This window comes from Pseudomonas oryzae (genome assembly GCF_900104805.1).
Classification (GTDB): Bacteria; Pseudomonadota; Gammaproteobacteria; order Pseudomonadales; family Pseudomonadaceae; genus Geopseudomonas; species Geopseudomonas oryzae.
Map to the genome: position 1 here is coordinate 1,811,474 of NZ_LT629751.1, position 18,197 is coordinate 1,829,670.

Annotated in this window: 17 protein-coding genes; 7 read left to right on the forward strand and 10 right to left on the reverse strand. The window is 69.3% G+C overall.

Annotation, left to right across the window (positions count from 1 at the left end; all coding sequences use genetic code 11):
* Nucleotides 1-123 precede the first annotated feature (123 nt).
* From BLT78_RS08110 to BLT78_RS08125, 4 genes are all read left to right on the forward strand, one after another.
* The gene (locus BLT78_RS08110; RefSeq protein ID WP_090348484.1) at nt 124-594 is read left to right on the forward strand and encodes a DUF2271 domain-containing protein; all 471 of its coding nucleotides are present in this window, start codon (nt 124-126) and stop codon (nt 592-594) included.
* Between the two features lie 19 nt (nt 595-613).
* Nucleotides 614-2,791, forward strand: a complete 2,178-nt coding sequence (locus BLT78_RS08115; RefSeq protein ID WP_172830774.1) for a PepSY domain-containing protein — start codon at nt 614-616, stop codon at nt 2,789-2,791.
* Nucleotides 2,775-3,698, forward strand: coding sequence for an FAD:protein FMN transferase (locus BLT78_RS08120; protein WP_090348486.1), 924 nt, complete (start codon nt 2,775-2,777; stop codon nt 3,696-3,698). Before BLT78_RS08115 ends, BLT78_RS08120 begins: the two co-directional genes overlap by 17 nt.
* Before the next feature lie 220 nt (nt 3,699-3,918).
* Nucleotides 3,919-4,146: a cysteine-rich CWC family protein gene (locus BLT78_RS08125; protein WP_090348487.1), complete on the forward strand. Its 228-nt coding sequence runs from the start codon at nt 3,919-3,921 to the stop codon at nt 4,144-4,146.
* Nucleotides 4,147-4,158: 12 nt separating this feature from the next.
* Here the strand turns inward: BLT78_RS08125 and BLT78_RS08130 are convergent, their stop codons facing one another.
* Nucleotides 4,159-6,522: a DNA polymerase II gene (locus tag BLT78_RS08130; RefSeq protein ID WP_090348488.1), complete on the reverse strand. Its 2,364-nt coding sequence runs from the start codon at nt 6,520-6,522 to the stop codon at nt 4,159-4,161.
* Nucleotides 6,523-6,748: 226 nt separating this feature from the next.
* On the opposite strand from BLT78_RS08130, the gene BLT78_RS08135 reads away from it, so the two are divergent.
* The gene (locus tag BLT78_RS08135; RefSeq protein ID WP_090348489.1) at nt 6,749-7,246 is read left to right on the forward strand and encodes a hypothetical protein; all 498 of its coding nucleotides are present in this window, start codon (nt 6,749-6,751) and stop codon (nt 7,244-7,246) included.
* A gap of 167 nt (nt 7,247-7,413) precedes the next feature.
* On the opposite strand, the gene BLT78_RS08140 is transcribed toward BLT78_RS08135, so the two are convergent.
* Both BLT78_RS08140 and quiC read right to left on the reverse strand, forming a co-directional pair.
* Entirely contained in the window at nt 7,414-8,082 is a 669-nt protein-coding gene (locus tag BLT78_RS08140) for a TetR/AcrR family transcriptional regulator (protein ID WP_090348490.1), read from the reverse strand.
* A gap of 96 nt (nt 8,083-8,178) precedes the next feature.
* A complete protein-coding gene (quiC, locus tag BLT78_RS08145) occupies nt 8,179-10,077 on the reverse strand; it encodes a 3-dehydroshikimate dehydratase QuiC (protein WP_090348491.1) in 1,899 nt (632 codons plus the stop codon).
* A gap of 461 nt (nt 10,078-10,538) precedes the next feature.
* Between quiC and BLT78_RS08150 the strand changes: the two genes are divergently transcribed.
* Entirely contained in the window at nt 10,539-11,807 is a 1,269-nt protein-coding gene (locus tag BLT78_RS08150; protein WP_090348492.1) for an OprD family porin, read from the forward strand.
* 120 nt (nt 11,808-11,927) lie between these two features.
* Here the strand turns inward: BLT78_RS08150 and BLT78_RS08155 are convergent, their stop codons facing one another.
* The 3 genes from BLT78_RS08155 to BLT78_RS08165 all read right to left on the reverse strand — a co-directional run bounded on the left by BLT78_RS08155 (nt 11,928) and on the right by BLT78_RS08165 (nt 13,728).
* Nucleotides 11,928-12,422: a hypothetical protein gene (locus BLT78_RS08155; RefSeq protein ID WP_090348493.1), complete on the reverse strand. Its 495-nt coding sequence runs from the start codon at nt 12,420-12,422 to the stop codon at nt 11,928-11,930.
* A 66-nt stretch (nt 12,423-12,488) separates the two neighbouring features.
* Nucleotides 12,489-12,899 (reverse strand): cupin domain-containing protein, encoded by a 411-nt coding sequence (locus BLT78_RS08160; protein WP_090348494.1) that lies wholly within the window; start codon nt 12,897-12,899, stop codon nt 12,489-12,491.
* A gap of 61 nt (nt 12,900-12,960) precedes the next feature.
* A complete protein-coding gene (locus BLT78_RS08165) occupies nt 12,961-13,728 on the reverse strand; it encodes an SDR family NAD(P)-dependent oxidoreductase (protein ID WP_090348495.1) in 768 nt (255 codons plus the stop codon).
* 298 nt (nt 13,729-14,026) lie between these two features.
* Between BLT78_RS08165 and alkB the strand changes: the two genes are divergently transcribed.
* Complete coding sequence (alkB, locus tag BLT78_RS08170) at nt 14,027-14,704, forward strand: DNA oxidative demethylase AlkB (RefSeq protein WP_090348496.1); 678 nt, start codon at nt 14,027-14,029, stop codon at nt 14,702-14,704.
* Between the two features lie 118 nt (nt 14,705-14,822).
* Here the strand turns inward: alkB and BLT78_RS08175 are convergent, their stop codons facing one another.
* From BLT78_RS08175 to pcaD, 4 genes are all read right to left on the reverse strand, one after another.
* Nucleotides 14,823-15,779 carry a Gfo/Idh/MocA family oxidoreductase gene (locus tag BLT78_RS08175; protein ID WP_090348497.1) on the reverse strand — a complete coding sequence of 319 codons (957 nt, stop codon included), beginning with the start codon at nt 15,777-15,779 and terminating at the stop codon, nt 14,823-14,825.
* 14 nt (nt 15,780-15,793) lie between these two features.
* Nucleotides 15,794-16,660, reverse strand: a complete 867-nt coding sequence (locus tag BLT78_RS08180) for a DMT family transporter (protein ID WP_090348498.1) — start codon at nt 16,658-16,660, stop codon at nt 15,794-15,796.
* Nucleotides 16,661-16,860: 200 nt separating this feature from the next.
* The gene (gene pcaC / locus BLT78_RS08185) at nt 16,861-17,253 is read right to left on the reverse strand and encodes a 4-carboxymuconolactone decarboxylase (RefSeq protein ID WP_090348499.1); all 393 of its coding nucleotides are present in this window, start codon (nt 17,251-17,253) and stop codon (nt 16,861-16,863) included.
* A gap of 146 nt (nt 17,254-17,399) precedes the next feature.
* On the reverse strand, nt 17,400-18,188 hold the full coding sequence (gene pcaD, locus BLT78_RS08190; RefSeq protein WP_090348500.1) for a 3-oxoadipate enol-lactonase: 789 nt from the start codon (nt 18,186-18,188) through the stop codon (nt 17,400-17,402).
* Nucleotides 18,189-18,197: the final 9 nt, after the last annotated feature.

Here is an 18,197-nt window from a genome sequence, read left to right on the forward strand (position 1 = left end):
CGCGCCTCACGGCTGCACACACATCCAGCTTAAGCCCCGATTAAGCCGCGCCGCGCCGGCCTTCAGGCTGAATTCAGCCTGGTTGCTTACTGTAGCCGCATCGAATCCGCAGGAGCCCTCCCCATGCACAAGAAGCTCGTCACCCTGGCCCTGGCCGGCGCCACCGCCGCCCCGCTGCTGGCCCACGCCCAGCCGCAGCCGCTGACCCTCGACGTCAGCCTCAAGGAATACCGCGGCAAGGGCGCCTACCTGGCCATCTACCTGACCGACGCCGACGGCCAGTACCAGAAGACCCTGTGGGTCGCCGGCAAGAAGGCCAAGTACTACCGCCACCTGCGCGACTGGACCCGTGGCGGCGGCGCGCAGCGTACCGAGTTCGACGGACTGACCGGCGCCAGCGTCGGCAGCGGCGACAACCTGACGGTGGAGGTCGAACTGGAGCAGGCCCTGCTCGATGCCGGTTACCAGATCCGCATCGACAGCGCGGTCGAGGACAAGCGCGACAACAGCGCCGAAGTCCGCCTGCCGCTGACCCGCGAGCCGGGCGCAGCCAGCGGCAGCGGCTATGTCGACCGCGTCAGCTACCGCTTCTGATCCCCCACGAGAGCCGTCCATGAATCGTCGCCTGCACCTGCTGACCAGCCTCCTGCTCAGCGCCCTGCTGCTGGTTTCCGCCGCCACCGGCCTGCTGCTCTCGGGCGCCAGCCTGAGCGAACAGCTCGGCCAGCTGGGCGCCCCCGGCGACAGCGTGGCCGTGGTCGCCGAGCGCGTCAGCCAGCACCTGCCCAATGTCGAGCGCCTGGAGCGCAGCGCCAACGGCACCCTGCTCGCCACCCTCGGCGGCGATGTCGCGGAGCCGGTCCACGTGGTCGACCCGGCGACCGGCGCGGACCTCGGTCCCTACGCCCCCTCGGCCAGCCTCGAATGGCTGCGCGACCTGCACCGCGAGCTGCTGCTCGGCTCCACCGGGCGCTGGCTGAGCGGCCTTTCGGCGCTGGCCCTGGCGCTGCTGGCCATCAGCGGCGCCGTCCTGCTGGCCCGCCGGCTGGGCGGCTGGCGGCGCCTGCTGACGCCGATCCGCGCCGGCCAGGGCCTGCTGCACTGGCACACCGTGGTCGCCCGCTGGGCCCTGCCGGGTCTGGCCGTGCTCGCCCTCAGCGGCCTGTACCTGTCGGCGACCAGCCTCGGCCTGCTCGGCGACGGCTCCGACAACGAGCCGGCCTGGCCCGAGGGCATCCAGGCCGCCCCGCAGCAGCCGGTCGGCACGCTCGCGGCGCTGCGCCAGGTCGATCTGCCCGAGCTGCGCGAGCTGGAATTCCCCAGCGCCGCCGACGACAGCCATTACTTCAGCCTGCGCACCGCCAGCGGCAGCGGCTTCGTCAACGCCGCCAGCGGCCAGTGGATCAGCTTCCAGCGCAACGGCACGGCGCAGAACCTCTACGAGACCGCCTACGCCCTGCACACCGGCGAGGGCATGCCGCTGTGGTCGATGGCGCTGGCCGGCCTAGCGCTGTCCACCCTGTTCCTCGGCGGCAGCGGCCTGCTCGGCTGGTGGCAGCGGCGCGGCCGCACCGGTGAGCAGGACGCCGGCGCTGCGGCCGACGAGGCCGAGGCGGTGATCCTGGTCGGCAGCCAGGGCGGCTCGACCTGGGCCTACGCCCGCCAGCTGCAGGCACAACTGCAGGGCGCCGGCTGGCCGGTGCACGTGGCCGCCATGAACGCCGTACAGGACGACTACCCGCAGGCGCGCTGCCTGCTGCTGCTCGCCGCCACCTACGGCGACGGCCAGGCGCCGGACAATGCCGGGCAGTTCCTCGACCGCCTGGCCACGGCCCGCTGGCCCGAGCGCGGCCTGCCGGTGGCGGTGCTCGGCTTCGGCGACCGCCAGTTCCCGCGCTTCTGCGCCTATGCCGAAGCGCTCGAGCAGGCCCTGCAGCAACGCGGTTGCCAGCCGCTGCTGGCGCTGCAGCGCGTCGACCGCCAGGCCAGCGGCGAGCTGAACGCCTGGGCCGGGCAGCTCGGCGAACGCCTCGGCGTCCCGCTGCGCCTGCAGTCGGCGCTGCTGCCGACCCACGAGGTGCGCCTGACCCTGCAACAGCGCCAGTGCTACAGCGAGCGCGGCGGCCAGCCGGCGGCGGTGCTGCGCTTCGCCGTGGCCCCCGGCAGCAGCGACTTCGCCCCCGGCGACCTGCTGGCCATCCGGCCGCAAGAGGACGCCGCACCGCGCCTGTACTCCATCGCCAGCGCCGCCGACGACGGCTTCGTCGAGATCTGCGTGCGCCGCCATCCGCAGGGGCTCTGCTCCAGCTACCTGCACGGCCTGCAACCGGGCACCACGCTCGCGGCGAGCATCCAGGCGCATCCGGACTTCCGCCCGCAGGCCGGCGCGCAGCCGGTGCTGCTGATCGGCGCCGGGGTGGGCGTGGCGCCGCTGATCGGCTTCGTGCGCAAGAACGAATCCCGCCGCCCCATCCAGCTCTACTGGGGCGGCCGCCACGCCAGCGACCCGCTGTATGGCGAGGAACTCCAGCAGTGCCTGGCGGACGGTCGCCTGCAGAACCTGCAGCGCGCCTTCTCCGAGGGGCCGACGCCGGCCTACGTGCAGGACCGCCTGCACGAGGATGGCGCCAGCGTGCGCGCCCTGTTGCAACAGGGCGCCCAGGTGCTGGTCTGCGGCTCGGGGGAGATGGCCACCGGCGTGCGCGCCGTGCTGGAAAGCCTGCTCGCCGAGATGGGCAGCAACCTCGATCAACTCAAGGCACAGGGGCGCTTCCGTGAAGACGTTTACTGAGGGCGCACCGCTGCAGCGCTACAGCCTCGGCGGGCCGACCATGGGCAGCCGCTTCAGCGCGGTGTTCTACGCCGCCGCCGGGCTCGACAGCCAGGCCATCCAGGCCGAACTGCAGGCGGCGGTCGAGCGGGTCGATGGGCAGATGTCGACCTGGCAGCCGGATTCCACCCTGATGCGCCTGAACCGCGCGCCGCTCGGCGAGTGGTTCGACCTGCCGGACGAGCTGTACCAGGTGCTGCTCGCCGGCCTGCACGTCGGCAACCTGTCGCACGGCGCCTTCGACATCGCCCTCGGCGCCCAGGTCGGCGCCTGGGGCTTCGGCCCGGCGCAGGCTGACCCGGCCGACAAGGCGCACTGCCCGGCCGCCACCGCACTGACCCTCGACCCGGCACGCCGCGCGGTGCGCAAGGAGGCCGCGGTCAGCCTCGACCTCAACGCCATCGCCAAGGGCTTCGGCGTCGACGAACTGGCCCGCTGCCTGGAGCGCCAGGGCATCCAGCGCTATCTGGTGGGCATCGACGGCGAGCTGCGTGCCCGCGGCGAGAAACCCGACGGCCCCTGGCGCGTCGCCCTGGAGAAGCCTGCCTACGGCAGCCGCGAGCTGTTCGCCAGCCTGGAACTAGCCGACACCGCCATCGCCACCTCCGGCGACTACCGCCACTGGCGCGAGCGCGACGGCCAACGCTATTCGCATACCCTCGACCCGCGCAGCGGCGCGCCGCTGCACAACGGCATCGCCTCGGTCAGCGTGCTGACCGGCAGCTGCCTGTACGCCGACGCCTGGGCCACCGCGCTGATGGTGCTGGGCGTCGAACGCGGCTCCCGCCTCGCCCGCGAGCAGGGCCTGGGCGCGGTGTTCCTGCTGCGCGACGGGGAAGAGATTCGCGAGGTCACGGTGGGGCTCTGAACCGGCGTCCCGTCCAGGCAGGACAATCGCATGTACCAGCCTGTAGGGGCGAATTCATTCGCCTTGCGGGGAGTTTTGGCGAATGAATTCGCCCCTACAGTGGAATCATCGGGCTCGGGAGCCATTCATGCGATTGCCCTGCCTGGGCAGATGCCAGCCGTTGCCGATTTCGCGTGTTAGCCTTCCCCTCTCTCCAGGATGACACCGCTCGGAACCCAGCATGCAACCACTCACCAACCACACCTGCCCGCTCTGCGGCGGCGCCAACCAATGTGCCCCGGCCGCGGCCGGCACCTTCGATGTCGAGTGCTGGTGCACCACCGCCGCCATCAGCCCGCAAGCCCTGGCCCGCGTGCCGGCCGAGCTGGTCGGCAAGGCCTGCCTGTGCCCGCGCTGCGCGGCCGCGGTCGAACAGGAGCCAGCGGCTCAGGCCAACCCCGACGCCTGAAGCCGGCGAGCCTCAGAACAGCTCCAGCTGTCCATCCACCAGGCGCCGGAAGTCGCTGTGCACGAAGGGCAGTATGGCGTCGGCCACCGGCTGCAGCTGGCGCGTCACGTAGTGGTCGTAGTCGATCGGCGCCTGGCGGGCTTCCAGTGGCTCGGGGCCGGCGGTGGTGATCACGTAGCTGATCCAGCCGCCGCGTTGGTACTGCAGCGGGCGACCGTGGCGGGCGTTGAACTCGTCGGCTTGGCGCGCCGCCTTCACATGGGGCGGCACATTGCGCTCGTAGTCGTCCAGTCGCCGGCGCAGGCGCTTGCGGTAGATCAGCAGCTCGTCCAGCTCGCCGGCCAGGGTGCGGCGCACGTAGTCGCGCACATAGTCCTCGAACGGCTGGCGGCCGAAGATGCGCCGGTAGAGCTCCTGCTGGAACTGCCGGGCCAGCGGCGACCAGTCGGTGCGCACCGTCTCCAGGCCCTTGAACACCATCTCCTCGCTGCCGTCGGCGCGCCGCACCAGGCCGGCATAGCGCTTCTTGCTGCCCTCCTCGGCGCCGCGAATGGTGGGCATCAGGAAGCGCCGGTAGTGGGTCTCGAACTGCAGTTCGAGGGCGCTGTCGAGGCCGAACTCGGCCGCCAGATGCTCGCGCCACCACTGGTTGACGTGCTGCACCAGCTCGCGGCCGATGCGGCTGGCGTCTTCCTCCTCCTGCGCGCGGCCGAGCCAGACGAAGGTGGAGTCGGTGTCGCCGTAGATCACCTGGTAGCCGCGCGCCTCGATCAGCTCGCGGGTGCGGCGCATGATCTCGTGGCCGCGCATGGTGATCGAGGACGCCAGGCGCGGATCGAAGAAGCGGCAGCCGCTCGAGCCGAGCACGCCGTAGAAGGCGTTCATGATGATCTTCAGCGCCTGCGCCAGCGGCTGGTTGCCGTCACGCTTGGCCGCGTCGCGGCCCTCCCAGACCCGCGCGACTATCGCCGGCAGGCAGTGCCGGCTGCGCGAGAAGCGCGCGCCGCGGAAACCCGGCACCGAGTGTTGGTCATCGGGCTGGCGCAGCCCTTCGATCAGGCCGACCGGATCGATCAGGAAGGTGCGGATGATCGACGGGTACAGGCTCTTGTAGTCCAGCACCAGCACCGACTCGTAGAGGCCCGGACGCGAATCCATGACGAAACCGCCGGGGCTGGCTTCCGGCAGGCGCTCGCCCTGATTGGGCGCGACGAAGCCCAGACGGTGCATCGGCGGCAGGTACAGGTGGGTGAAGGCCGCCACTGAGCCGCCGCAGCGGTCGGCGGCGAGGCCAGTGACCGTGGCCCGTTCGAGGAGGAACGACAGCAGCTCGGTCTTCGCGAAGATGCGCGTCACCAGCTCGCAGTCCTTGAGGTTGTAGCGCGCCAGCGCCGGCTTGTCCTCGGCGAAGCGGCGGTCGATCTCGGCCATGCGCTGGTAGGGGTTGTCGATGGCCTTGCCCTCGCCCAGCAGGGTCTGCGCCACGTTCTCCAGGCTGAACGAGGGGAAGTTCCAGGTCGCCGAGCGCAGCGCCTCGATGCCGTCGATGATCAGCCGCCCGGCGGCCTCGGCGAAGAAGTGGCCGTTGCGGCTGCCATGCTCGCGCCAGCCCATCTCGTCGCCGCCGCGCCCCAGACGCAGCAGCACCTTGAGGCGCTGGGCGTGCTCGCGCAGCACGCGCAGGTCGAACTGCACCAGGTTCCAGCCGATGATGGCGTCGGGATCGTGGCGCGCCAGCCAGGCGTTGAGCCGCTCCAGCAGCTCGGCGCGGCTGGCGCAGTACTCCAGCTCGAAGTCCAGCCCGCTTGCGTCGCCGTTGGCCGGGCCGAGCATGTACACCTGACGCTGGCCGCAGCCTTCCAGGCCGATGGAATACAGCTCACCGCGGCTGTTGGTCTCGATGTCGAGGGACACCAGGCGCAGGCGCGGCCGATAGTCCGGCGCCGGGCGCAGCTGGGCCTCCAGCAGCACGCCGCCCTCACCCGGCGTGCCGCCGAAGGACACCGGCGCGGTGATGAAGCGCTCCATCAGGAAACGCTCGGGCGGACGGATGTCGGCCTCGTAGACATCCACGCCGCCGGCACGTAGGGCCTTTTCCAGACGCAGCAGCTGCGCGTACTGCCGGCAGTAGAGGCCGAGCACCGGGCGGTGATGGAAGTCGCGCAGGCCGAGTTCGCGCAGCTCGGCATCCGCCTCGCCCTTGAGCAGCTGCTCGGCGCGCTGGCGCTGCGCGGCGGGCACGAAGGCCACCGCAGGCTGCACGGGCACCCGCACGCGGCGCGGGCCGGCGTCGGTCGCCAGCCAGAACTCGACCTCGCTGCCCGCCGGCGTGTCGCGCCAGTGCCGCGTCAGCACGAAACCCGTTTGCCACTCCACGCCGATGACCTTGAGAAAAACCTGACAGGGGGATTCTACGTGCTCGGCGGTGGGGCGGCGAACGAGCGCGGCTGCTGATGCCCGCAGTGGAGTCGGGTTCAAAGCAAACGTTCAGCGCACAAAAATATGCCGCCTTGACCGACGAACCTGGCCAAGACTCAATACAATCTGCGCCCGATTACCCTGGGCCATGAACATGGCTGCATCGAACAAGGAACTCGCCTCCATGGCATCCCCGGAAAAACAGCAAAAACGTCCCCAGCGGGCCAAAGCCAAGGCCAAGCAGAACCGTTCGGGCAAAGCCAAGGCCAATGTCGTACATCCGCTGCTGGCCAATCCGCTGGTCAACGAGCCATTCGATGATGTCGAAATCGACCTGAGCACCTTCGACTTCAAAGACATCGAGGAAAACGGTTTCGACCCGGCGCACTTCGACGACCTGTTCCAGGCGATGAAAGTCGGCGAAGGCATCAGCCTGCTTGCGATGTGCCTGGTGTTCCTGCAGTACCCGGTGCTGGAGCTGGTGGTCGCCGAGGAAGAGGAAGACGCTGCCATCGACTTCATGATGGGCCTGCTGATCGCCTATCGCGGGTTCTTCCACGATGAAGACGAAGACACGGCCGTGAATTGGATCAGCAGCGCCGCTTTCCAGGCTGCCTACAACGAAGCGTCGATGATCCTGCAGAAGAAGTACGCTCGCGGCACCTCAAGCGCCCGAGCCTAGCCGCGCGCCGATCAGCCGCTGCTGGCAAGTCCGTTCGGGCGAGAGGGGTCATTGCCCAAAAGCAGCTCTTTCAGGAGCTGCCTTTTTCAACAGAATCGGCCGATAGCCGCCGTACACGAACGACAGCTCCGGGGCGGAAGCCTCTTCCAGCCCCCGTAGCCCACACTTCAAGCCCTCACGTACCGCAACACCGCCTCGCAGATCATCTCCTTGTGCCGCGCGCGGGTTTCCGGCTCGCTGAAGTCGACCTGGTGGATGGTGGCGAAGGTGTAGCGGTTGGACACGCGGAAGAAGCAGAACGAGCTGATCAGGAGGTGCAGGTCGCGCGGCTCGATGCCCGGGCGGAACACCCCGGCGGCGACGCCGCGGTCGAGGATGCTCTCGATCTCGGCGAGGATCGACTTGTTGAGCGAGCGGATCACCTGCGACTCGGCCAGGTGGGCGCCGTGGTGGATGTTCTCGATGCTGACCAGGCGGATGAAGTCGACGTTGCCGTCGTGGTGCTCGAAGGTGAACTCGACCATGCGCCGCAGCGCCGCCTCCGGATCCAGCTGGTCGAGCTTGAGCGCCGCCTCGGTGGCACGGATGTCGCCGTAGAGCTTCTCCAGCACGGCCAGGTAGAGCTGCTCCTTGCTGTTGAAGTAGTAGTAGATCATCCGCTTGGAGACGTTGGTGCGCTCGGCGATGGCGTCCACCCGCGCGCCGCTCAGGCCATGCTCGGCGAATTCGGCGATGGCCGCCTCGAGGATGTCCTGGCGGGTCTTCTCCGGATTGTTCTTGCGCGGCTGACGCGCTTCGGTCGGCGCGACGAGGGGCTGGGGGATGGCTGACGACATGGCTGGCGAACTCGACGGGTAGGATCTCAGGCGATTATCGGTTGCCGCCCGGCGGGATGGAAGCCATGCCCTGCACAGGGGCATGGCCTCCCGCCATCACAGCTTGGGGCTGCGCCGCCCGCTGCGGGCCTGGGCCAGTGCGGCCAGGCGCACCGCGACGTTGGCCGCGCCGTAGGCGGCGTAGTCCTTGCGCTGCAGGATCTCGAAGAAGAAGCGCTCGGCGAACGGCTCGGTGTAGACGTGGAACAGCTCGCCGCCCTGGGCGTCGCGGTCGTAGAGGATGTTGAAGTAGGCCAGCTTGCTGAGGAAGTCGTCGTCGAAGTCGAAGCGCGCGGCGAGGTCGTCGTAGTAGTTCATCGGGATGTCCAGCAGCGGCACCCCGGCCTCCTTGGCGCGCTCGACGGCGACGAAGATGTCGTCGCATTCGAAGGCGATGTGGTGCACGCCGGAGCCGCGGTAGCTGGACAGCGAACGGGAGATCGCGGTGTTGCGGTTCTCCGAGATGTTCAGCGGCAGGCGCACGCTGCCGCAGCGGCTGCGGATGGCGCGGCTCTTGACCAGACCGTAGGGGTCGGGGAGCACCACCTCGTCGTCGGCCTCGAAGTCGAACAGGCTCTTGTAGAACAGCACCCAGGAATCCATGCCCTCGGCCGGCAGGGCCATGGCCACGTGGTCGATGCGCTTGAGCACGCCGGCGTCGCTGCCGTCCTTCAGGGCGAAGTCGGTGTCGTAGATGCTGTGACCCTCGGCGTCGCGGTCGGCCAGGTAGATCAGGCTGCCGTCCGGCGCGCGCACCGCGGGGATCTCGCGCTCGTTGGGGCCGATCAGGCTGCGGTAGGGCTGGCCGCCGAACTGGCTGGCGCGCTCCAGGGCCTGGTGGCTGTCGCGCACGCGCAGCGCGGTGGCGCACAGCGACGGGCCGTGGGCCTCGAAGAAGCTGTGGGCGAAGGAGTACGGCTCGGCATTGAGCACCAGGTTGATGTCGCCCTGGCGCAGCAGGCTGACGTTCTTCGAGCGATGGGTGCCGGCCTCGACGAAGCCCAGGCGGGTCAGCCACTGCGCCAGCTGGGCGCCGTGCTCGCCGTCGACGGCGAACTCGAGGAACTCGATGCCGTCGTAGCGGCTGGCCGGCGGCGGGGCGAACAGCACGCCCTCCTCGACCGGCTGATGCTGCTCTTCCAGCAGCAGGCGGGTCTTTTCCTCCAGGTAGAGCAGCGAGCGCAGGCCGTCCACCGCGGTGGCGCGCGGCGGCGCGGCGCGGAAGCCGTCGTTGAAGATCTCCAGCGACAGCGGGCCGCGATAGCCGCTCCTGAGGATGGGCGCGAGAAAGCCCGGCAGGTCGAAGTCGCCCTGCCCCGGGAAGCAGCGGAAATGCCGGCTCCACTCCAGCACGTCCATGTTGAGGATGGGCGCGTCGGCCATCTGCACGAAGAAGATCTTGTCGCCGGGGATCTCGGCGATGGCACTGGGGTCGCCCTTCAGCGACAAGGTGTGAAAGCTGTCGAGCAGCACGCCGAGGTTCGGGTGGTCGGCGGCGCGGACGATGTCCCACACCTGCTGCCAGGTGTTGACGTGGCGGCCCCAGGCCAGCGCCTCGTAGCCGATACGCAGACCGCGGGCGCCGGCGCGCTCGGCGAGCAGGCGCAGGTCGTCGACGAGGATCTGCCGCTCGCCCAGGGAGTCGGCGGCGACGTTGCTGCACACCAGCACCAGGTCGGTGCCCAGCTCCTGCATCAGGTCGAACTTGCGCTCGGCGCGGTCGAGATTGCGCGCCAGGCGGTCGCGGCGCACGCCCTCGAAGTCGCGGAACGGCTGGAACAGGGTGATCGCCAGGCCCAAGTCGGCCGCCAGCTTGCGCACCTCGCGCGGGCTGCCGCCGTAGTAGAGCAGGTCGTTCTCGAAGATCTCCACGCCGTCGAAGCCGGCGGCGGCGATGGCCTCGAGCTTTTCCGGCAGGGTTCCGCTGAGCGAGACGGTGGCGATGGAGCGATGCATGGGGCCTCCTGGGGCAGACGAGGCGTCGCTCGGGGCAGGCAGCAGGAGCGACGGTTCAGGCAGTGAATCGAGTATCGGCCAGCCCTCCCCCTGGGACAACAAAAATGTACTAACCAGTTAGTATTGTGTTCGCTGATCGCACAAATCGACCTTGGGCCGATTGACCATGCCCATGCGCAGTCGCCACCATCTGCTCACGAGATGGCCGCACACCCCTGTCGCCCGCCATTTCCTGATCCGACAACAACAGCAACAACAACGGAATCGCCCCAATGCCCGTGCCTCCATCGCATCAGCCGGTCCGCCCGCGGATCGCGCCAGCCAGCCCCCCAGCTCCACCCGGCGTGACCACCCGCACGCACCAGTAATTTCCGGCCTCAGGCCCAACCAACAGCCCCGCCGACACGCCGCCGATGCAGCGGCCGGGGACTCTCACGCTCGAAATCGGGAGTACAACAACAATGACTTCTCGCACCTCTCTCTCGCTCGCCATCGCCGCCGTCAGCGCCCTGGGCGCCTCGGCGCTGTCGCTGCCGGCCATGGCCGCCGGCTTCGTCGAGGACAGCAAGGCCACGCTGAACCTGCGCAACTACTACATCAACCGCGATTTCCGCCACGCCGACAGCAACGCGCAGAGCCGTGCCGAGGAATGGACGCAGAGCTTCATCCTCAACGTGCAGTCCGGCTACAACCCGGGTCCGGTCGGCTTCGGCGTCGACGCACTCGGTCTGTACTCGGTCAAGCTCGACGGCGGCGAAGGCACCCGCGGCACCCAGCTGCTGCCGATCCACGACGACGGCAAACCGGCCGACGATTTCGGCCGCCTGGCGGTGGCCGGCAAGGTGAAGTTCTCCAACACCGAGCTGAAGGTCGGCGAGATGATGCCGGTGCTGCCGATCCTGCGCGCCGACGACGGCCGCTCGCTGCCGCAGACCTTCCAGGGCGGCATGCTGACCTCGAAGGAGATCGCCGGCCTCACCGTGCACGGCGGCCAGTTCCGCCAGAACAGTCCGCGCAACGACGCCAGCCTGGAAGACATGTTCATGCAGGGCCGGCCGGCCATCACTTCCGACCGCTTCAACTACGCCGGCGGCGAATACCGCTTCAACCAGGACCGCACCCTGGTCGGCGCCTGGTATTCCGAGCTGCAGGACATCTACAACCAGCAGTACTTCAACCTGGTGCACAGCCAGCCGCTCGGCGACTGGACCCTGGGCGCCAACCTCGGCTACTTCATCGGCGGCGAGGACGGCAGCGAGAAGGCCGGCGAACTGGACAACAAGACCGCCTCCGGCCTGTTCTCCGCCAAGTACAAGGCGCACACCTTCTACGTCGGCCTGCAGAAGGTCAGCGGCGACAACGGCTGGATGCGCGTCAACGGCACCAGCGGCGGCACCCTGGCCAACGACAGCCTCAACGCCAGCTTCGACAATGCCGACGAGCGCTCCTGGCAGCTGCGCTACGACTACGACTTCGCCGCCCTCGGCGTGCCGGGGATGACCAGCATGGTGCGCTATATCAAGGGCGACGACGTGGACGTCAGCGCCGCCATCGACGACGGCAAGGAGTGGATCCGCGACGTCGAACTGGCCTATACCGTGCAGAGCGGCCCGTTCAAGGCCCTCAACGTCAAGTGGCGCACCTCGAGCATCCGCAAGGACTGGGTGAGCAACGGCACCGACTTCGACGAGCACCGCATCATCATCAACTACCCGCTCAACCTGCTCTGACCCGTACTCTCCCGGCCGGTGGCAGCGCCGGCCATGCTCCTGGGGTATGACCCTTCGCCCGTCCATGTGACGGGCTTTTTTCGTCTGCGGCTTGGGCATCGGCGCGGCAAGCCCTGCGGGTCAGCTGTTGCCCTGCCGGCCGGGATAACGGAGCGTGCCGACGACGATGTGCGGGCTGCTGCCGGGCTCGCCCCACCAGGCTTCGACCTCCGGCAGCAGTGCCAGCAAGGCACGGACCGCCTCGGCGGGGGACGGCGCCGCGCGGCCCCGGAGGCGCGCCAGCAGCCCCGGGCGCTGGCCGAAGGTCCGCACCGGAAAGGGCCACAGGGTACGACTCGGCGACAGCGTACCGACGAGCAGCGTGCCACCCCGCCGTTCCAGCTCCGCCAGACCGACGGGCGGCTCGATGAACAGCTGCACGCCGAACCCGGCGCTGCGCCTGCGGTTGAACAGGATCGCGATGGTCTCCCGGCCGTGCGCGGCCTCGCGCCGGAATTCGTAGCAGACGTTGTGGCGATCGAACGGGATGCCGGGCGCACGGTAACCGGCGGCCACCAGCGCGGGCGTCAGCACCGCGGTCAGCTCGGCGCAGAGTTGCTGGAAGGGACTGGGCATGTCCTTAGTCCTGGCGTGTCGGGTGGCCGAGCGCAGGGCCCTGGTGCAGGCGCCGGGTTCGGCATCCTAGCCGGCCGGCCTGGCTGCTGGCGCATAGGGCTCGACCTTGTCCTGCTCGGCCGGATCGTTGCGCGCCACCACGGCCCGGGCCGGTTCGCTGGCACTGAGATTGATCGCCTCATGGGGCACGCCGGGCGGAACGAACAGGAACTCCCCCGCCTCGCTGACGACCTCGTTCTCCAGCGCCGCGCCCCAGCGGGTGAGGACGCGCCCCTCGAGCACGTAGATGCCCGTCTCGTAGCCGATGTGCAGGTGGGGTTCGGCGCGCCCGCCCGGTGGAATGACCACCAGGTGCATGGACAACCCCTGCGCGCCGACCGTCTGCCCCGAGATGCCGACGAAATAGGGCAGACGCTGGCGGGTCATCACCTCGGCATCGGGGCGCACACCCTGCACCTTGCGCTCATCGGCGGCCATGGCGGTTTCCTCCTCGTCCGGCAAGCGGTCACACCGGACAACTATAGCGGGAGCCGCCGCGCTACTGCGCCGAGGTCCCGCCATCCACCGGGATCAGCGCTCCGGTGATGAAGCTGGCCTGCGGCGAGGCGACGAAGGCGACCACCCGGGCGATCTCCTCGGGCCGCGCGGCGCGGCCGAGGGGGATGCCGGCGCCGACCGTGCGCAGCATGGCGTCGCGCGCAACCCCCGCGTATTCGCTGGCCAGCATCGCAGTGTCGGTATCGCCGGGACAGATGGCGTTGACCCGGACACCGGCGGCGGCGTACTCCAGCGCCAGGCAGCGGGTCAGTTGAGCCAGGCCGGCCTTGGCCACGCAGTAGGCCACGGCGTCGCGGGCGCCCATCAGCGCCCAGTCGGAAGCGATGTTGACGATCGCCCCGCCGCCATGGGCGAGCATGACCGGCAGGACCTCCCGGCACAGGCGGAAGGCGGCCGACAGGTTGACGTCGATGACGCGGTCCCACTGTTCGTCGGTGCAGTCCAGCGCCGCGCCGCGCACGATGATCCCGGCGTTGTTGACCAGCACGTCGATGCGTCCGAAGCGATCCAGCGCGGCCTCGACGATCCGGTACGGCGCGTGTCGGTCGGCCACGTCGGCGGCGACGCAACAGGCCTCGCCGCCGGACTGACGCAAGGTCGCCTCCAGCTCGGCGCCGCCAGCGGCATCGCGGTCGACCAGCACCAGCCTGCCGCCCTGGCTGGCCAGCTCCTCGGCAATCGCGCGGCCGATGCCGGAAACCGCGCCAGTGACCATGCAGACCTTGTCGTGGAAAGGTTTCGTGCTCATCGTGCTACCCACCTTGTCAGGATTCACCTGCAGCCCAGACCGACCACCGCCGGGCCACACCCGGCGGGGTCTCGAGTGCGCCAGCGGCATCCGGCGCGCGGGCTGACCATCAAAGGGTAGTTGCTGCGCAGCGACCGATCAGCCCCGCGCCTCGAAGGCCCGGAGGGTTAGCAGCGCGATGGCGGCGTCATGGGCCGTTTCGCTGCGGATCCGGATGGCCATGCTGCTTCCCGCAAGGACGCACGGCATTGTTGGTAAATTGATCACACCTGCCTTCGTTCCACCCGGGAATCACGCCATGCCGCACCGCTCCCCGCCTCCCTTCACCCCCGACCTGTTCGCAGAAGCGCCCGCCGAGTTGCCCCACGAGGAGCGCCTGGGCGCGCAGGCGCTGCTGCTGCGCGGCTTCGCCCTGCCCTGCGTCGACGAACTGTTGCCGGCGCTGGCGAAGGTCGAGGCGGTGGCGCCGTTCCGCATCATGCTCACCCCCGGCGGCCAGGCGATGTCGGTGGCGCTGACCAACTGCGGCGAGCTGGGCTGGATCAGCGACCGCCGCGGCTATCGCTACAGCCCGCTCGATCCGCTGAGCGGCCAGCCATGGCCGGCGCTGCCGCAGGCATTCCTCCGCCTGGCGCGGGAGGCGGCGACGGCCGCTGGATTCGCCGACTTCACCCCGGACGCCTGCCTGGTCAACCGCTATCTGCCGGGCACGCGCATGAGCCTGCATCAGGACCGCGACGAGCGCAGTTTCGCGCACCCCATCGTCTCGGTGTCGCTGGGCATCCCGGCGGTGTTCCTGTTCGGCGGCCAGGCGCGGCGCGACCCGGCGCAGCGGGTGCCGCTGCTGCATGGCGATGTGGTGGTGTGGGGCGGCGCGGATCGCCTGCGCTTTCACGGCATCTTGCCGATCAAGGAAGCGGTGCACCCGCTGCTCGGTGCGCAGCGGATCAACTTCACCCTGCGCAAGGCCGGGTGAATCAAAGCCAGGAGCCTGCTCACGATCTCGCGAGCCAGAGCCAGGCAAGGCCTCGGCGGCCCCGCGAAACCGATTTCAACGCAGCATGGCCGACGCGCAGCAGATTGTGGGCAGGCTCTCAGCGCGAGGTGAGGCCCATCAGCTGGCCGATCCTGTCGAGCAGGCGCATGCTCGGCAGGCAGGCGGCGAAGGAGGATTCGGGCGTGCGCCCTTCGCGGATGGCGGCGAGGAACTCGGCGTCCTGGCGGGCGAAGCTGCTACCCTCGGGCACCGGCTGGATGATGCCCTCGTGGTCCTTCAGCTCGTCGCGGTAGGCGTGCAGGGTCGCCTCCTCGCCGATGTAGCGGTAGTGGCCTCCGAACGGGCCGCGATTGTTGAACGACAGCACCAGGCTGGCCATCACCCCGCAGCGCGAGCGCAGGCCGATGTTCATGTCCATCGGGATGCCCAGCTCGGGATGGCGCGGGCCGGCGCTGCCCCACACGTCCAGCTCGAAGTCGTCGAGCAGCCAGGCGAACAGGTCGACGCTGTGGCAGGCGTGGTGCCAGAGCAGGCAGTCGGTCCAGCTGCGCGGCTGGCCGAACATGTTGCGGTTGTCGCGGCGCAGGAAGTACGTCTCGGCCACCAGATGCTGCAGGTGGAATTCTCCGGCGACGATGCGCCGCTTCAGCTCCACGTGCGGCGCGCTGAAGCGGCGGGTGTGGGCGACCATGCACACCTTGTCGCTCGCCTCGGCTTCAGCGCCAAGGCGCTCGGCGTCGGCGAGGTTCAGGCTCATGGGGATTTCGGCCAGCAGGTGCTTGCCGGCGGCGATGGCCGCGCTGGCCTGCGCGGCATGCAGCGGACTGGGGCTGGCGAGGATCACCGCATCGATATCGTCGCGCGCCAGACAGGCGGCATAGTCGAGCGAATGCTCCGGGATCGCCCACTGCGCGGCGAAGGCGGCGGTATCGGCGGCCACCCCACCGGCGACGCAGACCACCTCGGCGCCCGGCATCTCCCGCAAGGCGGTCATGTGGATACCGGCGATGGCGCCCTCGCCGGCGAGCAGGATGCGGATCGGCTGGTCGTGCATGGGGATCTCCGCAATCAGGCGTGGCGGCGGCTCTGCAGCCAGGCGCTGCCCAGGCCGCTGAGGGCGATCACGCCCATGCCCAGCAGCGCGCCGGCGTCCGGTGCGTGGTCGAACAGCAGGAAGCCGTAGAGCACGGCGAAGAAGATCTGCAGGTAGCTGAACGGCGCCAGCAGCACCGGGGAGCTGTACTGGAAGGCCACGGTCAGCAGCATGTGCCCGGTCACCGCAATCACCCCGAGGGAGAGCATGCCCAGCAGGTGCGGCCACTCCGGCAGGCCGCTCCAGAACAGCGGCAGCAGCAGGGTCAGGCAGGTGGCGCCGACCAGCCCGGTGACCAGGTTGGTGGTGGCGGCGCTGTCGCGGGTGCCGATGCGCCGGGTGAGCAGCTGGAACAGCGCGTAGCTGCAGGCTGAGCCCACCGGCAGCAGCATGGCCGGGGTCAGCAGGCCGCCGCCGGGACGCACGATGATCAGCACGCCGGCGAAGCCGACCGCCACCAGCAGCCACTGGGCCAGGCTGGCGCGCTCGCCGAGCATGGGGATGGCCAGCAGGATCACCAGCAGCGGGGTGAGGAAATGCACCGCGGTCGCCTCGCCGATCGGCAGGTAGCGCAGGGCGAACAGGAAGAACAGGCTGATCGACAGCAGCGACATGCCACGCAGCACCTGCAGGCCCGGGCAGTTGACCCGGAGCACGCGCAGGCCGTGGCGCGGCAGCTGCCAGGCGGCGAGCAGGCAGGTCTGCGCCAGGTAACGCACCCAGAGGATCATCAGCACGCTGTTGAAGGTGGTGAGGTATTTCGACAGGCTGTCCAGCGAGGCGAAGGCGAGCACCGCCACGCAGGTCAGCAGGATGCCCTTGAGCGGGCGGGACATGGTCATCCGGAAAGGGTGTTCCTGGTCAGATAGGCAGGGAGTGCGGGGCCGGGCGGGCGTAAGGGACAGGCGCAGTGGCAATGTTAACTTATTAACCATACCGTGCACCCGACCGCCTGGTCGATCCCTGCAGGGGCGAATTCATTCGCCTCCGCCGGGGTATTTTGGCGAATGAATTCGCCCCTACAGGCCCGCCAGCGCAGCCATCACTCCAGCGATTCGACGCCCAGCTCGTTCCACACTTCCTCGGCCAGGTGGAAGGTCGCGTTAGCCGCGGGGATGCCGCAGTAGATGGCGCTCTGCAGCAGCACTTCCTTGATCTCGTCGCGGGTCACGCCGTTGTTGCGCGCGGCGCGCAGGTGCAGCTTCAGCTCGCCCTCGCGGTTCATGCCGATCAGCATGGCGATGGTGATCAGGCTGCGGGTGTGGCGCGGCAGGCCCGGGCGGGTCCAGATGTCGCCCCAGGCGTGGCGGGTGATCATTTCCTGGAACTCGCCGTTGAACTCGGTAATGTTCTTCAGGCTGCGGTCGACGTGGGCGTCGCCGAGCACCGCGCGGCGCACCTGCATGCCGGCTTCGTAACGTTGTTTCTCGTCCATTGCTGGCTCCGTGAGAGGCTCGGCCGGCTCGCCCACGGGCGGCAGGCCTGATGATTATGGTGGCGAACCGGTGCGCGCGGCGCCCCCCACGGGAGCCTGGCGATGCTCTGCGTAGGGTGCGCCATGCGCACCAGGCATGCCGCGCGTTACTTCCTGAGGAACGCCAGCACCGCCTGGGTGAAGGCGTCGCCGGCCTCGACGTTGGACAGGTGCGCGGCGTGGAACTCGACCAGTTCGGCGCCCTGGATGCGCTCCTGCATGAAGCGGCCGTGCTCGGGGGTGGTCACCGCATCATGGCTGCCGCAGACGATCAGGGTCGGCGCAGTGATCGAAGCGATCTGCTCGCGGTAGTCGGCGTCGCGCACCGCGGCGCAGTTGGCGGCGTAGCCCTGCGGCGAGGTCTGCGCCAGCATGCCGACGATCGGCTCGGCCTTGGCCGGCTGGGCGGCGGCGAATTCGGCGGTGAACCAGCGGGCAATGGAGGCGTCGCGCAGGTCACGCATGGCCTGCTGACCGCCGGCCAGCACGGTATCGATGCGGGTGTTCCACACCTCGTCAGTGCCGATCTTGGCGGCGGTGTTGCACAGCACCAGCTTGTCCAGGCGCGCGCCGGCGTTGATGCCCAGCCACTGGCCGATCAGGCCGCCCATCGACAGGCCGCAGAAGGAGAAGCGCTGGATGTCCAGCGCATCGAGCAGGGCCAGCACGTCGCGGCCGAGCTGTTCGATGTTGTACGGGCCCTCGGTCACCAGCGAGGCGCCGTGGCCGCGGGTGTCGAAGCGCAGCACGCGGAACTGCTCGGCGAACGCCGGGATCTGCGCGTCCCACATGTGCAGGTCGGTGCCCAGCGAGTTGGACAGCACCAGCACCGGCGCGCCGGCCGGGCCGTCCAGTTGATAGTTCAGGGCGCCATCGGCGAGTTGCACGGTCGGCATGGAAGACTC